General features: G+C 39.3%; 16 protein-coding genes. 12 read left to right on the top strand and 4 right to left on the bottom strand.

Annotation, left to right across the window (positions count from 1 at the left end; translation table 11 throughout):
• Positions 1 to 3: 3 nt before the first annotated feature.
• The 3 genes from BQ7344_RS05930 to BQ7344_RS05920 form a co-directional block, all read right to left on the bottom strand.
• The gene (locus BQ7344_RS05930; RefSeq protein WP_072521822.1) at positions 4 to 549 is read right to left on the bottom strand and encodes a biotin transporter BioY; all 546 of its coding nucleotides are present in this window, start codon (positions 547 to 549) and stop codon (positions 4 to 6) included.
• Between the two features lie 30 nt (positions 550 to 579).
• Positions 580 to 1,566: a biotin synthase BioB gene (bioB, locus tag BQ7344_RS05925; RefSeq protein ID WP_235816056.1), complete on the bottom strand. Its 987-nt coding sequence runs from the start codon at positions 1,564 to 1,566 to the stop codon at positions 580 to 582.
• 468 nt (positions 1,567 to 2,034) lie between these two features.
• Entirely contained in the window at positions 2,035 to 2,481 is a 447-nt protein-coding gene (locus BQ7344_RS05920) for an Rrf2 family transcriptional regulator (RefSeq protein ID WP_072521821.1), read from the bottom strand.
• A 228-nt stretch (positions 2,482 to 2,709) separates the two neighbouring features.
• On the opposite strand from BQ7344_RS05920, the gene BQ7344_RS05915 reads away from it, so the two are divergent.
• Positions 2,710 to 3,336, top strand: coding sequence for a DUF3786 domain-containing protein (locus tag BQ7344_RS05915; RefSeq protein ID WP_072521820.1), 627 nt, complete (start codon positions 2,710 to 2,712; stop codon positions 3,334 to 3,336).
• Here the strand turns inward: BQ7344_RS05915 and BQ7344_RS05910 are convergent.
• Positions 3,258 to 3,830, bottom strand: coding sequence for a TetR/AcrR family transcriptional regulator (locus BQ7344_RS05910; RefSeq protein ID WP_235816055.1), 573 nt, complete (start codon positions 3,828 to 3,830; stop codon positions 3,258 to 3,260). The genes BQ7344_RS05915 and BQ7344_RS05910 overlap by 79 nt on opposite strands.
• Positions 3,831 to 4,073: 243 nt before the next feature.
• Here BQ7344_RS05910 and BQ7344_RS05905 point away from each other — a divergent pair, with 243 nt between their 5' ends.
• From BQ7344_RS05905 to BQ7344_RS05855, 11 genes are all read left to right on the top strand, one after another.
• Positions 4,074 to 4,844 (top strand): ATP-binding protein, encoded by a 771-nt coding sequence (locus BQ7344_RS05905; protein ID WP_072521818.1) that lies wholly within the window; start codon positions 4,074 to 4,076, stop codon positions 4,842 to 4,844.
• Between the two features lie 85 nt (positions 4,845 to 4,929).
• Positions 4,930 to 5,862, top strand: a complete 933-nt coding sequence (locus BQ7344_RS05900) for an AAA family ATPase (RefSeq protein WP_072521817.1) — start codon at positions 4,930 to 4,932, stop codon at positions 5,860 to 5,862.
• A 6-nt stretch (positions 5,863 to 5,868) separates the two neighbouring features.
• Positions 5,869 to 7,686: a cobaltochelatase CobT-related protein gene (locus BQ7344_RS05895; RefSeq protein ID WP_072521816.1), complete on the top strand. Its 1,818-nt coding sequence runs from the start codon at positions 5,869 to 5,871 to the stop codon at positions 7,684 to 7,686.
• A gap of 16 nt (positions 7,687 to 7,702) precedes the next feature.
• A complete protein-coding gene (locus tag BQ7344_RS05890) occupies positions 7,703 to 7,897 on the top strand; it encodes a hypothetical protein (protein ID WP_072521815.1) in 195 nt (64 codons plus the stop codon).
• Between the two features lie 60 nt (positions 7,898 to 7,957).
• A complete protein-coding gene (locus BQ7344_RS05885) occupies positions 7,958 to 8,473 on the top strand; it encodes a nucleotide-binding protein (RefSeq protein ID WP_235816054.1) in 516 nt (171 codons plus the stop codon).
• Entirely contained in the window at positions 8,418 to 8,918 is a 501-nt protein-coding gene (locus tag BQ7344_RS05880) for a DUF3786 domain-containing protein (protein WP_072521814.1), read from the top strand. The genes BQ7344_RS05885 and BQ7344_RS05880 overlap by 56 nt, the downstream gene beginning before the upstream one ends.
• A gap of 170 nt (positions 8,919 to 9,088) precedes the next feature.
• The gene (locus BQ7344_RS05875) at positions 9,089 to 9,793 is read left to right on the top strand and encodes a LytR/AlgR family response regulator transcription factor (RefSeq protein ID WP_072521813.1); all 705 of its coding nucleotides are present in this window, start codon (positions 9,089 to 9,091) and stop codon (positions 9,791 to 9,793) included.
• 28 nt (positions 9,794 to 9,821) lie between these two features.
• Positions 9,822 to 11,129 carry an ATP-binding protein gene (locus tag BQ7344_RS05870; protein WP_015542181.1) on the top strand — a complete coding sequence of 436 codons (1,308 nt, stop codon included), beginning with the start codon at positions 9,822 to 9,824 and terminating at the stop codon, positions 11,127 to 11,129.
• 141 nt (positions 11,130 to 11,270) lie between these two features.
• Positions 11,271 to 14,132: a glycoside hydrolase family 3 C-terminal domain-containing protein gene (locus BQ7344_RS05865; RefSeq protein WP_072521812.1), complete on the top strand. Its 2,862-nt coding sequence runs from the start codon at positions 11,271 to 11,273 to the stop codon at positions 14,130 to 14,132.
• 26 nt (positions 14,133 to 14,158) lie between these two features.
• On the top strand, positions 14,159 to 16,597 hold the full coding sequence (locus BQ7344_RS05860; protein ID WP_200793036.1) for a glycoside hydrolase family 3 C-terminal domain-containing protein: 2,439 nt from the start codon (positions 14,159 to 14,161) through the stop codon (positions 16,595 to 16,597).
• Complete coding sequence (locus BQ7344_RS05855) at positions 16,594 to 17,184, top strand: hypothetical protein (protein WP_072521810.1); 591 nt, start codon at positions 16,594 to 16,596, stop codon at positions 17,182 to 17,184. Before BQ7344_RS05860 ends, BQ7344_RS05855 begins: the two co-directional genes overlap by 4 nt.
• Positions 17,185 to 17,262: the final 78 nt, after the last annotated feature.

Raw genomic sequence — 17,262 nt, 5'->3', positions numbered from 1 at the left:
ATATTAACGTATTCTCTTCTTTATCAGCGGTCCGATGATCATGGCGAGGATCATTTTTACCAGATCAGCCGGTATGAAAGGGATTACGCAGACTGCAAGGGCCGCTTTGAAAGTGTAATTTGCGACCAGGCAGAACCATATGGTTCCGAAAAGGTAACATACGATGGTTCCGACGATCATGCCGATAAGCTGGATCCATGGTTTACGGCAGTTGTCGATTACCAGTCCGGCAATGACTGCCATTACGATAAATCCGATGATATATCCGCCTGTAGGACCTGCCAGCTTGGACGGACCGCCTGTGAATCCGGAGAATACCGGGAGACCGACGAGACCGAGCAGAAGGTAGATCAGATAGCTGATGGTTCCTTTTTTCCATCCGAGAAGATACAGGGACAAATAGATTGCCAGATTAGTGAATGAGATCGGAACCGGTCCGATGGGGATGGACAATGGAGCAAGAATGCAGGTGACCGCTGCCATCAGTGCGGTCATGGTTATTTCGTAGGTTTTGCTGCGGGGTGCAGTAATGCTTTGTGTCTGGTTCATGTTAAAAATTCTCCTTCTAAAGTTTGTCGGTTATGCGGATTCAATTTCATAAGTAAATCCGGCATCTGTGATAGTTTTCAGAGTATCTTCGATTCCCTGACCGCCTTCTGTCAGATAACCTGAGGCAAAGATAGAGTCGACTACACTGAGCAGTTTCTTTTCTTCCCCTTTGAAATATACTTCTCTTCCGGCGGCACAGCGGATATCTGCTTTTGGTACGAGAAGTCTTGCAAGACAGAGGACTTTCATGCAGTATTCGGTTGTCAGTACGGAGATATCGGCATCTCCGAGCGGAGTTCCTTTAATCGGCAGGAGGAAGTTGATTGGCAGTGCTTCCGGCTGGATTTCGCGGAGTTCAAGAAGCATGTCAACTACATCTTCTTTACTTTCGCCCATGCCAATGATTCCGCCGCTGCAGATTTCGAATCCAAGTCCCTGCAGCATGTGGATATTCTGTACACGTTGCTCAAAAGTATGTGTACTGCAGATATTATGATAATAAGAACGGCTGCTGTTCAGATTGTGATTTATTCGGTCCAGGCCGGCTTCTTTGAGCATTCGGGCCTGTTTTTCTGTCAGAAAACCGATGGAGCAGCAGAGATGTGTTCCATGTTCTTTCATCTTACGGATTCGGCGGGCAAGTTCTTCAATTTCTTTATCTGTAAATTTCATACCGCTCAGACCGATGCAGTGTCTGGATAAATGATAATCGTTTACAAAGTCATTATCCTGATACAGCTTATCTTCATCTACCCATTTGTATTTATCAATATCTGCGGTAGAGCGACATGACTGTGCGCAGTAAGCGCAATCCTGGGAACAGTTTCCGCTGCGGGCATTAGTAAGAATATGAATGCTTACACGATTTCCCTTATATTGATATCGTAAACTCTTCGCGCGATCGATCAGCGCATCCAGTTCTTTGTCAGGAGTATTCAGGATGGCGATCGCATCCTCTCTGGAAAGAGCCGGTGTTTCTGCTTCATAAAATTCGGAACTCATAAATTTTCCTTTCATTTGTCACAGGCTCTCCCCACTGCCTTCTGGCAGGGGGAAAAGCCCTTTGATTTTTGCTACGGGTATCACTTTAACACATAAAAGTATGAAATGTCAACCATATAACAAAAATAGGTTTACAATTAGAACCAAATTACGTAGAAATGCAATTTGTTTAATTAGCACTCATCTCTTGATAATGAAAGTAGTTAATGGGAAGCGAACTTTTGGATATGATGAACCAATAATTTATAAGCGTGTATAATTAAATGGGGAATGTATCTGTCAGTAGGGCTTATAAACGTAACTTACCTCTCGGAAGTGCCTGCTTTACAGGGATTTGGTTGTTACTGTTCACAGGTAACATTTGGTTTGATTTAGATGCTGAAGTGAAAAGTTTATTTCCACTTTGAAAAATGTAATTTATAAAGTGGCATTTACTCTTACAAAAAAAGGTAAATGTTGCTTTTTTGTTATCTCAAAGTTGCATTAAGTGTTCTGTAAGTTATTTTCTATAGATGTCCGCTGATAGTAGGCATCTATGATATCCTGTAAAGTAATCGTATTCATTTTTTCTTCGGCATCCTTTTGAATTTCATTGAAAAATCCCTGCAAAGATAACTGAATGTTAATGCCAACACCACACTCTGGATTGGTATGAGTATCTAAATGAAGCAAAGGTTTATCACCTTCAACTGCTTTATAAATATCCAGCAATGTAATCTGATCTGCTGGTTTTGAAAGAGAGGGACGGGCATGTCCGGCTACACTGGTCATAAGTCCCGCTTTTTTTAGTTTTAACATAAGCTGGCGTACAAAGCCGGGATTTGTATGGACACTTTCTGCAATTGAGGCACTGGAGAGGGATTTTTTCTGGTTGATAGCAATCAGAACCATCACATGAACAGTATCACTTAATTTCGTCGAGTATTTCATGATAAGAAGCTCCTTGTAGTATGATATACTAATCTTGTTTTCACGTTTTTGGGGTGAAAATATTTCTGGTTTGTTGAAAACATTCTAAGTTTTCAACAGTTTTTTTTATGTGTTGATAAACTGTACATTTTTTAATGTTTTGACGATTGTAAATAATATAATTACAACTATAATGGGGATTAAAGGAAAAGTCAACACAGTAATGAAACTTATGGCAAAGGAGAGCTTATGGAATACAAAAATCAAACAGAAAATCGTGCATTTCAGGAAATGTTGCAGGCAGCAGTAAAACGGCTGCAAAATCGTTCCGGAGAGGATATTGCTGCAAAAAGTGGGGCTGTTTTTCATAGCAGCCGAAATGTGCTGGAAATACTGAGTTTTTATGAAACGATTGAAATTCAACTCCCTGAGTTTCGTATTAACTCAAATATGGATGAATGGCATTATCTGATATTGCTGCATTATCTGGATATGGCCGATGGAACAGAAGGCTCACAGAAGCTCATTACTTTTGGTAACCTGAAAGATGGATTGATTCGAGGAACCAAGTTTGACCGGACTGCAGAGCAGAAACTGGAAAAACTTTTGCAGGACAAAGAGCCTGAGAAAATTCAGAAAGCATGTACAAGTCTGGGTGCAGAATTCACAGAGACAAAGGCGGATCTGTGTGCTGTTTTTCCAGTTCTGCCAAGATATTCGGTAACTTTAAAGATATGGTTTGCGGATGAAGAATTTCCTGCATCGGGAAAACTATTTCTTCAAGATCATGCCGATCATTATCTGAGTGTAGAAGATGCAGTAACAGTCGGAGAAATCTTGCTACAAAAATTATCGGAAGCATTTTCTTCCCTCTGATCATGAATCAGAAAACTTTCCAGTCCGGCTTTGATAAATTTGTCAATTGTTGTCTGAATCTGTTTCCAGTCATTACAGTGATTGCGGAGCATCAGTCTGTTGATGGAAAGGCAGCCGTTCATTTGAAAATAAAAAACCGATTCTGCCTGTTCAAAGGTTAGGAGGCTGTGTGACATAAGCCAGGTCACATAGCCTTCTTTTGTATTTCCTGCTAATTTTTCCAGAAGAATAGGGGCAATTGCATCATCCAGAAACAGTGTCCTGTATTGTGATTCCATCTGTATTTTCTGACAGAACGGATAGGAACAGCTTTTTTGATTTAGACAGAATAAATGATCTACAGTTGTTAACATATCCTGAGTCATATCATTAAAAATATCTGATAATACATCATGGATATCGTAGTAATGAAGATAAAAAGTGCCTCGGTTGATTTCAGCATTTTTGCAGATCTCTGTAACTGTAATTTTCGTAAAACTTTTCTGCTTTAACAATTCTAAGAACGTATCTTTTATGGTTTGCCTGGTATAGCGGGTACGGCGATCTTGTTTTCTCGTTTTTTCTGACATTATATACTCCTGTATTATTTGGTATCATATGATTCCTCAACAATTTTTCTGATGTGTTGAGCAGCTATACAAATCTCACAGATTGATTATTGTAATTTATATAGTAACAACTATAATAAGATTTAAAGAAAAAGTCAACAGATTGTTCAGAATATTAGGAGGAAAAACATGGGACATGTAATTGCGATATCAGGAAAAGGCGGCGTAGGAAAAACTACACTTTGTGGATTATTGATCCAGTATTTGTGTGAAAGTGGGAAATGTCCGGTTCTGGCCGTGGATGCAGATGCGAATGCCAATTTAAATGAAGTGCTTGGTGTGGAGCCGGAAATCACACTTGGAGAGCTGAGAGAAGAAATTGAGCGGGCAGGAGTTGATCCACGATATCAGATTCCGGCAGGAATGACAAAACAGGCTTATCTGGAAATGCGTCTTTCCGATGCGATTGCAGAAGAAGACGATTATGATCTGATGGTAATGGGGCGAACCCAGGGACAGGGCTGCTATTGTTTTGTAAATGGTCTTGTGCAGACCCAGGTTCAGAAACTGCAAAGCCATTATCCATATATTGTGGTTGATAACGAAGCAGGTATGGAACATATCAGCAGAGGAATCCTGCCAATGATGGAAGTGGCGATTCTTGTAAGTGACTGTTCCAGAAGAGGTGTTCAGGCAGCCGGACGTATTGCAAAGCTGATGAAGGAGTTAAACTTTAAACCACAGAAAACTGGATTAATCGTGAATCGTGTTCCAGATGGAAAACTGGACGCTGGAACTCTGGAAGAAATCCGAAATCAGGGACTGGAACTGTTAGGGATTGTACCACATGATGACCAGGTATATCAGTATGACTGTGCTGGAAAGCCAATCATACGGCTTCCGAAAGATTCTCCTGTAAGAAGTGCACTGGGAGAAATTGTAAAGAAGTTAGGATTGTGAGTTGGAGGATTGAAAGTTTGAAGATTGAGTGAACAGAAATATTATCTGATTTGATATAACCAATTGCAAAGAAAGGAAAATCTTCATGAGAAACCATTGGACAGAAATAGAAAAATATTTAGAAGACCAGAAGATAGCGCAGGAACTGATTGGAGAACTGAGAGATTTTCACATGCGTTATGAGGTAGAGGATCAGGTAAAGGAACGGGTAGAAAAACCGGATATCCTATTTTATGGGAAAAAGATTCTGGAAATGTCAACAGCAGCGCTTCTTCAGGGAGATAATCTGTTACTTTCCGGTGCGAAAGCTACAGGAAAAAATGTACTATGTGAGACACTGGCATGGATATTCGGAAGACCGGAATACGACATTTCTTTTCATGTAAATACAGACAGTGCCGATCTGATTGGAACGGATACCTTTATAAATAATGAGGTTCGCCTTCGGAAAGGCCCCATTTACCAATGCGCGGAATTTGGAGGATTTGGAATTCTGGACGAAATCAATATGGCAAAAAATGATGCGGTTTCTGTACTGCATGCCACGCTGGATCATCGGCGCAGAATCGATATTCCAGGATATAACAGGATTTTACTTCATCCGGCAACACGATTTATCGGCACGATGAATTATGGTTACGCAGGTACCAGAGAGCTAAATGAAGCATTGGTTTCAAGGTTTATGGTAATCGATATGCCTGAAATGGATGAGGATAGTGTCCTTTTTGTATTAAGGCAACATTTTCCAGATGGGGAAAAAAGTGCATTGAAAGCTTTTGCAGGACTGTTTCTGGATTTGCAGATCAAAGCTTATCATGGAGAAATCTCAACGAAATCTCTTGACCTGAGAGGATTGGTTTCTGCTGTAAAAGCAACAAGAAGCGGACTTTCTCCAATTGATGCAATCCAGATGGGAATCATAAATAAAAGTTTTGATGTATTTGAAAAAGAGATCGTAGAAGATGTGGTTTCTACCAGAATCCCATCTTCCTGGACCGGAAAAGACATATGGGGGTAAACTTGTATGGAGGATGTCAGATGGCCGGCGGAACAACTGGAAGAACATCATCTGGAGATCAGCAATCGTATCAGAAATCTTTTTTGGACAGTCAGTGGTGATTATGATACGGAATTTGAACCGGACACAGAAAAATATGTTTATTCAAAACAAACGGTTCTATATGAGGCAGTGAAGCAGGGTGCCTTTGCACGATATTTTGACCAGAAGAAACTTGGCATGTATTTGATGAAAAAAATACATTTTTCTGCCGGAGAAGATATGCTTTTGCCTCTTGCTGGATTATGCATGGATGCTGCAGTGAATCGTTTTATCATTCGAGAACGTTTGGGAACAAAGGAAATCAGAGAACAGGCGTTCAGAGAATTGGAAAAGGACGAGAAAGAGCAGGTATCAGACAAAGCTGGAACAGACCTGATTCACAGGATTAGGTTTCTGTATATAAGGCATGTTCTGGAGAACACAGACGATGAGGGAATGGATCCACAGGCAGAGATTGCATTGTACAAGATTCTTTCTCTGAAGGATGCAGAAAATACGGAAGATGTCATAAACGTGATAGATGAGATTTATAATCATGTTCTGGATCCCTCTTTTGAAAAAAAGAATGGAAATCTGGAGAAGATTCTGAATTTACCGGATATGGCATTGGCCAATGACGCGTGGCAGGAATGCATGACGGATGAACAGATGGAAGACATCATTCAAAAATATCTTTCTAATCTCAAAAAAAAGATGATGAGTCTGGATATCAGAAACAAAAAGAAAAAAAGATTTTATTTCTCTCCGGAAAATGAAGAAGTTCCGGAAAGCTCGGAGAATATAAATCCACAGGCAGTGCGACGGATACGGGAATATGTGGAACTGAATTACGGAAAATCGTATCTAAGTGAAGCGGAGCAGGCCAGAGTCAACCGGAAATTTTGTACAGGAATCCACAAAAACTGTATTCTGTATCTTACAGATGGAATTTTACAAAACCCTGTGATAAAAAATAATCAATACCGTTTTTCTCAGCTGCAGTTTGAAAAAAATAAAGCCTATTATGGAAATAATCACTGGATCATCAAAAGAAATATTTCTGTGTTGGCAGAGTCACTGAAACGGGCATTTATAATCCGAAAGGATGATTTTGTCAGCAGATCTGATGCAGGGCAGCTTGTTCCTGAGAGGTTATGGAAAATTGGAAGAACAGACGATGACAAGTTATTTAATAGAAAAAAAAGATCTGATGATTCTGAGTTTGTAATAGACGTCCTGATTGATTCCAGTGGTTCCCAGGCTGACAGACAGGCTCAGGTAGCGGCTCAGGGATATATTATCAGTGAAGCATTAAGCCAGGCAGGAATTCCTCATCGGGTGACAGGATACTGTGCTTTCTGGGGATATACAGTAATTCAGAGATTTCGGGATTATGAAGATCCAAGGGAAACAAATGAAAGAATCTTTCAATTTCGGGCGTATGCCAATAACAGAGATGGGCTTGCACTGAAAACAGTCTGTTCCTCTCTCATGGAGCGACCGGAAAAAAATAAGATTTTAATCGTATTAAGTGATGGAAAACCCTGTGATATGAGCATACAACGACCAGGAACCCGCCAGCCCAAAATCTATGACGGAGAAGGAGCTGTGAAAGATACTGCATATGAGGTGCGTCGAGCCAGAAATCAGGGAATTTTCGTAATTGGTATTTTTGTAGGGAATGAAGAAGAACTCTCCGTGGAAAAGAGAATCTATGGAAAAGATTTTGCCTATATTCGTAATATCAGCAATTTTTCCCGTATAGTAGGAACTTTTTTGCGAAGACAAATTGATATGGAATGAAAATGGAGGAATCACTATGGGTAAAATTGAATTTTCCAATTGCCAGGATGTAAGAAATCAGAAAAAGATACAGGAATTAGACTGTCCACGCTGTCATGAACCGGGAGGCATTGAAGCCTTTGTGAAAGACGGGATACTTGCAGAGGACGGAGTATGTGATAACTGCGGATATATTCTTTCAGAAGGAACAGAACTGGAGGAAGTGGAGTAAGACAGTTTGAAGCATGGCCATATGTAATGCTTATTATTAAAAAAAGGAGTAAATATAGAGATGAAAATAGCAGTTTGTGGAAAAGGTGGATGTGGCAAAAGTACAGTAACCAGTCTTTTGGCTAAGGCTTTAGCCAGACGAGGAAAAGAAATTTTGGTAATTGATTCCGATGAATCTAATTATGGTCTACACCGACAGCTAGGTATGAAGCTTCCCAGAGATTTTACAGACTATTTCGGTGGTAAGCAAAATGTTTTAAATGATATGATGTTATCAAAATTTACTCATCAGTTTTTTGAGGAAACCTGGACTATAGATGATATACCGGAAGATTATTATAGTCTGAAGGACGGTGTAAAACTGATGACCAGTGGAAAAATCCATCAGGCAAATGAAGGGTGTTCTTGTGCTATGGGAACTGTTATGACTCAATTTATCCAAAATCTCAGGCTTACAGAAGACCAATTTGCGCTAATGGATATGGAGGCTGGTGTTGAACACTTCATTTATAATAAAGTTTATGCAGAACACATACACGATCAGTTATCCAGAGTTCGAAATTCATTGCATAGATAAATCAGATAAAGATGCGATTTTGTGTAATGATATTCATGCAAAAATCTTGATGTTACGATATTTTTCGGAGGGAGATTATATGAAAGCTACGGGGAGTTTTTTGTCCTATCGTGATCTTCCTTGGGGAGAGGTTTATTATAGGCAGTTTTATGGGCGTTGTATTATGAGACTCGCGAAAACATATGGAAATAGACAAGATGTTTTTAAAAGATTAATAGAAAAATTGGCAGGGATACGTCAAAAATATGGAGAAGTATCCTACGAATTTGAAGTTTTTCGTGAATTAAAATTATGTTTTATTTTATGGTCAGGTGATGAGGAATTTCCACCTTCTGCACAAATTCTTTTCTCTGATAATTTTCCAATGGCATTTGCAGCTGAGGATGTAGCGTATCTTGGAGATGTTATATTAGATTATATGAAACAAGAAGAATTTGATATATAATAAAAGAAAACCAGATTATACAGCTGTAATTTGTAAAATTAGATCCGCTTGATGCAAGAAAAAAGCAGTGATATACTGAAATAAAAGATATTTATAAAATAATAAAAACCTGGAACTAAATTGTGTGATTGAACAGTTACAAAGAATGCAATTTTTGCGGAGGGTATAGGATGATACAGATTGCAGTTGTGGAAGATGAAGAAATTTACGTAAAACAATTAACAGAGTATATCCGGAAATATCAAACGGAAAGGGGAAGATCAATAAAGGTTACAGTATTTGGTGATGGAGAAGATATCACAGAGAATTACAGTGGCGGTTTTGACATTATTCTGATGGATATCCAAATGCAGTTTATGGACGGTATGACAGCAGCAGAAAAAATCCGTCAGATGGATCAGAAAGTAATTATCATGTTTATCACAAATATGATCCAATATGCAGTACGTGGATATGAAGTTGATGCAATGGATTATGTAGTAAAACCAGTTGAGTATTTTTCTTTTTCGCAGAAAATGGATAAAGCAATTGGACGTATTCGTTCTGAGGCAAAGGAATTTCTTATGATTACGATTGGAGAAGGAATCGTAAAAACAGATATAGCAGATATCTATTTTATTGAAGGACAGGGACATAATGCAGTTTTTCATACTTTAAGAGGGGATTACAGTTCCAGAGTTACGTTAAAGGAACTGGAAGAAAAATTGATAGTTCATAATTTCTTCCGGTGCGCCAAGGGGTATCTGGTAAACATGAATCATGTAGAAGGCATTGTTGGTTCTGACTGTGTGATTCATAATGTACATATACCAGTCAGCAGAACTAGAAAAAAGGAATTTATGAATAAACTTTTGCAAAATCTGAACATGGATTAATTTTGTTGGGCGGATAACGGAGGAAGTTATGTTATATCAGGATATTCCAAGAATTTATACAGCAATTGCGGAGTGGGGAGCGTGTCTGGTTTATCTCTATATGTTGAAAAGAGAAAAAATGAAATCTGCACATTTTCTTATTGGTGTGTTGCTTATGCTGGCATTGCAGTGTGCTTTTCTGGTTGCGACAGGTAATGTATCAGAGGTTTTATGGATTCCCTGTATGATTATTGCTGTTGCTATAATGTATGTATTTCTTATGGTTGGAGGAAGCATGAAACCTCTTGGGGCAGGATATTGCTGTGCCAGAGCATTTGTGTTGGCAGAGTTTGTTGCTTCTCTGCAGTGGCAGATTGTATCTATTGTACAGGTGAGAGGAATTCAAAGTTTCTGGACTGAAATTTTGATTACGATTATAATTTTCGGTGGTTGTTTTGTCATTGATATTTATCTGGAAAGGGATTATCTGAAACAGGATTATCTTCAGCAGATGACTGTAAAAGAAGTTGTAGCAGCAGCAATCATGGCAGTTACAATCTTTGCGTTCAGTAATCTGAGTTTTTTGAGTGAAAATGTACCATTTGCAAGCAAAGAACGTGCAGACATTTTTTCTATGAGAACCCTGATTGATTTTGGAGGAATTGCAATCCTGCATGCTTATCAGAGCAGGATTAGTGAGTATATTGCCGAAAAAGAACTTTCAGCAATGAATGTGATCCTGAAAAGTCAATATGAGCAGTATCGAAATTATCAGGACAGTCTGGATCTCATACAGATGAAATATCATGACTTGAAGCATCAGATCACAGCACTTCGTGCAGAATCAGACGAAGAAAAACGTAAAAAATGGATTGATGCAATGGAGGAAGAAGTCTCTGCCTTTGAAAATATGAGCAAAACAGGTAATCAGGTGTTGGATACAATTCTTGCAGCTAAAATTTTTCATTGTCGAAAAAATTACATACAGATTACCTGTGTAGCGGATGGTAAGTTACTGGATTTTATACATGTAACAGATTTGTGTTCCATTTTTGGAAATGCATTGGATAATGCAATTGAACATGTAATTATGATACCGGAAGTGGAAAAAAGACTGATTCATCTGACGGTATCTGCAAAAAAGAGTTTTGTTTTTATTAAAATAGAAAATTATTGTGAAGATAAAATTCAGAAAAATGAAAATGATCTGATTACAACAACAAAAGTAGATCGACAAAACCATGGATTTGGATTAAAAAGCATTCGTACTGCTGTGGAGAAATATAATGGTTCTGTGGATTTTGGAGTGGATCAGAACTGGTTTGAATTAAAGATTCTTTTACCCAGAGTAATGTAAAGCTCTGGGTGTTTTTTTGCATTTCATGCCATATTTTTGCATGTTGTGCCAAAACCGGCACGATGAAAAAGATATGATATAGTAAGGTCAACAGGAAACAGTTCCTGAAATTACAGGACAGATAAAAAGGAGGAGAAGAGAATGATCAGTGTTGAAATGGAAGACGTCCTGGCGGTATTACAGTTGTGCAAACCGTATATTATCGGTATTGTTGCTGCACTTGTAATTGGAATCGTAATTATGATCGCGTGCCGCAGGATGTGCAGGGACAAAAAATTTCTGATAAGAAGGGAAGCTGCGATCGCAATGGTTCTTGCAGTTGTTGTCTGCGTGAATATGATCTGTTTTGGACCAATGGCTACGTTGATTGGACTTGCAACGGGAAATGGAACTTTAAGCGATGAAACAAATGAAGAAGCTGCGGAAGCAGCAGAAGAAATTATGGAAGACGGAATTGTTCTTCTGAAGAATGAAAGCCTGCTTCCTTTAAATGAAACAAAAAAACTGAATATTTTTGGCTGGGAATCTATTAATCCGGCTTACGGAGGAGCTGGCTCAGGAGGAATCAATGATCTGTATGATATTGTCAGCCTGAATCAGGGACTTGAAAATGCAGGATTTTCTATTAATCAGGATCTTGTTGATTTTTATAATAATTATGGTGCAGATAATCCGGAAATGTCAATTCAGAAACAGAGCTGGACATTACCAGAACCACCGGCAGATACATACAGTGATGAACTTATTGAAAGTGCAAAAGAATATTCTGATGTGGCAGTTGTGGTTCTTTCCAGAAAAGCAGGTGAAGGTCATAACGATATTCCGATGGATGTAAGCAAAGCAGCTTATGACAATAACTCTGATGCGTATGACGATTTCCCGGAAGGAGAGCATTATTTACAGCTTTCCCAGACAGAAAAAGACATGGTAGACATGGTCTGTGATAATTTTGATGATGTTATTGTCCTTTATAATGGCGCAAACCAGTTTGAACTTGGATTTACAGATGAATATCCACAGATTAAGTCTGTTGTATGGTGTCCTGGAACTGGAAATGTGGGATTTAATGCACTTGGTAAAGTATTTTCAGGTGAAGTCAATCCTTCCGGAAAAACACCGGATACATTTATTTATGATATGACGACTGCTCCGTGGTGGAATAATGCAGAAAAAACGGAGTATACAAATCTGGCAGATATGGCCGTTGAAGGAATGAACGCAGGAACTGCGCAGGTGTATGCTCCGGCATTTACCAATTATGTGGAAGGTATTTATGTAGGATACAAGTACTATGAAACAGCTGCACAGGAAGGTGCGATTGATTACGATAAGACTGTACAGTATCCATTTGGATATGGCCTGAGTTATACGGAATTTGAACAGAAAATGGATGAACTGGAGGAAAAAGACGGACAGATTTCTGTAGATGTAGAAGTAACCAACACAGGAGATGTTGCCGGAAAAGATGTAGTAGAAGTGTATTATAAACCGCCATATACAAATGGGGGAATTGAGAAATCTTCTGCAAATCTGATCGAGTTTGAAAAAACAAATCTGCTTCAGCCAGGAGAATCTCAGACTGTTACAGTTACATTCAGTATAGAAGATATGGCCTCTTATGATGAGAATAATGCAAAAGCGTATGTTCTTGAAAAAGGCGATTATGTGATTTCTATCAACAGCGATTCACACACTGTGCTGGATCAGAAAACTTATACTGTAGATAAAGATGTAGTATATAAGGGAGAAAATAAAAGATCATCAGATGATACTGCAGCAACAAATGTATTTGAAGATGCAAAAGGCGATGTGACATATTTATCACGAGCAGATCATTTTGCAAATTATGAAGAGGCTACAGCAGCGCCGGCATCTGCAGAGCTGGGTGAGCCATATGTTTCCGAATATCATCTGAACAGCAACTTTGACAAGACTACATACCTCAATGATGAGGATGTAATGCCGACAACGGGAGCAGATAATGGACTTACATTAGCTGATATGCGTGATGCTGATTATGACGATCCTCGTTGGGAAAAACTTCTGGATCAGCTTACTGTTGATGAAATGGCAAATATGATTGCAATGGCAGGTTATCAGACAGCAGCCATGGATTCTGTGGGAAAAGTGGCTACACTTGATTTCGATGGACCAGCAGCAATTAATAACAACTTTACAGGAGTTGGTTCTATTGGATTTCCAATTGAAGTTGTGGTTGCTTCCACATGGAATAAGGAACTTGCACAGGCCTGGGGTGAATGCATGGGCAAGATCAGTCAGGAAATGGGTGCAGAGGGCTGGTATGCACCAGGTATGAATACTCATAGAACCGCATTTGGAGCAAGAAACTATGAATACTTTTCAGAAGATGGAGTTCTTGCAGGAAATATGGGAGCAAAAGCAGTAGAAGGAGCAAGAAAATATGGAGTTTATTCTTATATTAAACATTTTGCTCTGTATGAAGGAAATGCCAAAATGGTAAGTGCCTGGTCGAATGAGCAGGCAATCCGGGAAATCTATCTGAAACCATTTGAAATTTCTGTAAAACAGGGTGGCGCAAATGCAGTTATGGTTTCCTGGAGCTTCCTTGGAGATAAATGGACTGGAGAATGCAGTAACCTTATGAATACAGTCCTCAGAGAGGAATGGGGATTCAGGGGAATGGCGCTTACAGACTTCTTCCGAAACAATGGTCATGGATTTATGAATGCAGATGCAGCTTTGGCAAATGGAGTAGATGTAATGTTGTCCACATTCAACGGAGAAGAGAACAATGTAACCAATCCGGAGCATCCGACATCTGTACTTCAGATGAGAAATGCCTGCAAAAATGTCATGTATACAGTTGTAAGCAGCTGGGCTTATGATGGAGAACACGAAGAAACAGGTATGGAAAACTGGAAAAAAGCAGGAATTGGTATCGATATTGTAATAGTACTTTTCATGGCAGGAATGGAAGTACTGGTAATCAGAGGATATAAGAAAAGAAAGAATGCTGAATAAGGATGAAAGTGGGATGGAAAACAGTTATGAAACAGCAAAAATTGGTTGAAAAGATGACAATAGAAGAAAAGGCAGCAATCCTCAGTGGAAAAACTGTCTGGCAGACCAGAGAAATTGACAGGCTTTCCATCCCGTCCATCTTTCTTTCAGATGGACCGCATGGAATCAGAAAACAGGCAGGAGCAGGAGATCATCTGGGCCTGAATGCATCCTTGAATGCAACTTGTTTTCCCACAGCAGCGACGATTGCAAACAGCTGGAATCAGGATCTGGGGGAAGAGATTGGACAGGCTCTTGGAGAGGAAGCAGCAAGTATGGATGTAAATATACTGCTTGGTCCGGGATTGAATATTAAAAGAAGCCCATTATGTGGAAGAAATTTTGAATATTTTTCAGAAGATCCATATCTTTCCGGGAAGATGGCAGCATCATATATTCGTGGAATACAGAGTAAAGGCGTTTATGCCTGCCCGAAGCATCTGGCGGTTAACAGTCAGGAACTTCGGAGAATGGCAATGGATGCAGTTGTTGACGAACGGACATTAAGAGAAATATATCTGACCGGTTTTGAGATAGCTGTTAAAGAAGGACACGCAAAAGCAATCATGAGCAGTTACAACCAGATTAATGGGATTTATGCTAATGAGGACAAACATCTTTTGACAGACATCTTGCGCAAAGACTGGGGATTTGATGGAATTGTAGTAACAGACTGGGGCGGAAGCAATGACCATGTGAAAGGTGTTGCTGCCGGCTCAAATCTGGAGATGCCGTCCTGTGGGTATGATTCTGCAAGAGAAGTGATTGCTGCTGTCCGAAATGGAAAGCTGAAAGAAGCGGATTTGGATGAAAGAGTTGGAGAACTGGTGGATGCAGTGATGGAACTGACATCAGGGAAGAAGCTTTCAGATAAAAACTTTGACAGAAACGCACATCATCAACTGGCAAGGAAAGCAGCAGCAGAAAGCATGATTCTTCTGAAAAATGAAAAACAGATTCTTCCGCTGGATACCAAAAAATCCATCGCTGTTATTGGAGATTTTGCTTTTTCACCCAGATATCAGGGAGCAGGATCTTCTATGGTCAATCCTACAAAAGTGGAAGATATGTCATCGATTTTGCAACAATATAATCTGAATATTTTGGGAATGACAAGAGGCTATCATAGAAATGGAGATGTAGATGAGAATGACAGAAAGTTTGCATTAAATTTGTCTATGAATGCGGATATTGTGATTTTCTGCTTTGGTCTTGATGAGATCAGTGAATCAGAAGGATTGGACAGAACTCATATGCGTATTCCGCAGGATCAGATCGATCTTCTGCAGGATATCAGTAAGGTGAATGAAAATGTTATTGGAATACTGAGTGCAGGATCTGCGATAGAAATGCCATGGCATACCTGCTGCAAAGCGATTTTGCATGGCTATCTGAATGGACAGGCAGGCGCTTCTGCAACGATGGATATTCTGACCGGAAAAGTGAATCCATCAGGAAGACTGGCAGAAACATATCCCATATCTTATGAACAGACACCGGCATTCCGATATTATCCAAGTAATGAGAAAACATCGGAATACCGCGAGAGTGTTTATGTGGGATATCGCTATTATGATACTTCAAAAGTCCGGGTGCAATACCCATTTGGCTTTGGGCTTTCCTATACAGAATTTACATATTCTGATCTTATCATAGAAGAGGATGGAATCAAAGTTTCGGTTACTAATACAGGTGACAGAGATGGAGCAGAGGTTGTTCAGATGTATGTAGGACTTCCTAATGCAATCGTGTTCAGACCGGAAAAAGAACTGAAAGGATTTGTAAAAGTTTATCTGAAGGCGGGAGAAAGCAGACAGGTCAGAATTCCCTTTGATGATAAGACATTCCGCTATTGGAATATAAAAACAGGACAGTGGGAAATAGAAACAGGAACTTATCAGATTATGGTAGGAGCCAGTGTTGCAGATATTCGTTTAACAGGTATGACTGAGAGAACAGGAAATAGTAAAGGGTATCCGTATAATCCGGCAAAAATGCCTTACTATTATACAGGAATCGTGCGGAAAATATCAGATGAGGAATTTCGTGAACTTCTTGGCCATGAGATACCGAACGGAAGATGGAGTGGAAATCTGGGAATCAATGATGCAATCTGTCAGATGTATTATGCAAAAAGCCGACTTGCAAGACTGATATATAGATGTCTCACAAAAATGAAAAAGAAGAGTGAGGCACAGGGAAAGCCGGATCTCAATATTCTTTTTATTTACAATATGCCGTTTCGGGGGATTGCCAAGATGACCGGCGGGGCAGTCAGTATGGAAATGGTATATGGAATTGTCGATGCTGTAAATGGTCACTTTATGCTTGGAGTAAAAAAAGTAGTTGGCGGATATTTCAGAAACAGAAGAAATAATAAGAAATATGAAAAATTATTAAAAGGAGCCGGAGGGAAGTGCAGATGAATCATATAAAAAATATATGGAAATGTTTTGAAGAGAATCATTCTGCTATCGCAAAATGGCTTTACCAGATATTCTATTTTGTTATATTCAGTATGGGCGTGACAGTCTTTCAGTATCTTGTATTTACATTTTTACCAGGAATTTTGGGAATTGGTCTGGCTGGTACAGAATTTATGTGGCCAAAGGTTTCCATGAATCTGTTTGGAGTAAAATTCACATGGAGCTTGCTGGGGTATAACGTATTGCGTGATGCAACAGGGAATATACTGATCGGTGGTGGACTTGGCTATTTTATCAGTTATGAATTGGGCTCATTTCTTGCACAGTGTATCAATTTTCCACTTCAGAGAAATATTACTTTTAAAAGCCATGGAAATCCTGTATATCAGGCAATCTGGTATTTTATTGCTTGGGTGGTGATTTCACTGATTTGTAATGGATTTAATAATCTGTGGATGCCAGTTGCAGCTGCATATGTGGCACCGGCAGTCTATAACATGCTTGTGACAATTATCACAGGTGGAGTTTCCATGGTGATTTTTTTCTTTGTGTTTAAAATTATTTTCCCAGAGGGGAAGGCTGAATAGAAGAGGTTGAATGCAAGAGTTATTGCAACCCGGGTATATCACGCTAAATATAAAGTGTTTTGAGAGAGTAAATGCAAT

It is taken from the genome of Blautia sp. Marseille-P3087, from assembly GCF_900120195.1.
GTDB lineage: Bacteria > Bacillota > Clostridia > Lachnospirales > Lachnospiraceae > Blautia_A.
Note: the sequence above shows the minus strand (reverse complement) of the source record. Positions and strands in the feature narration are given on the sequence as shown.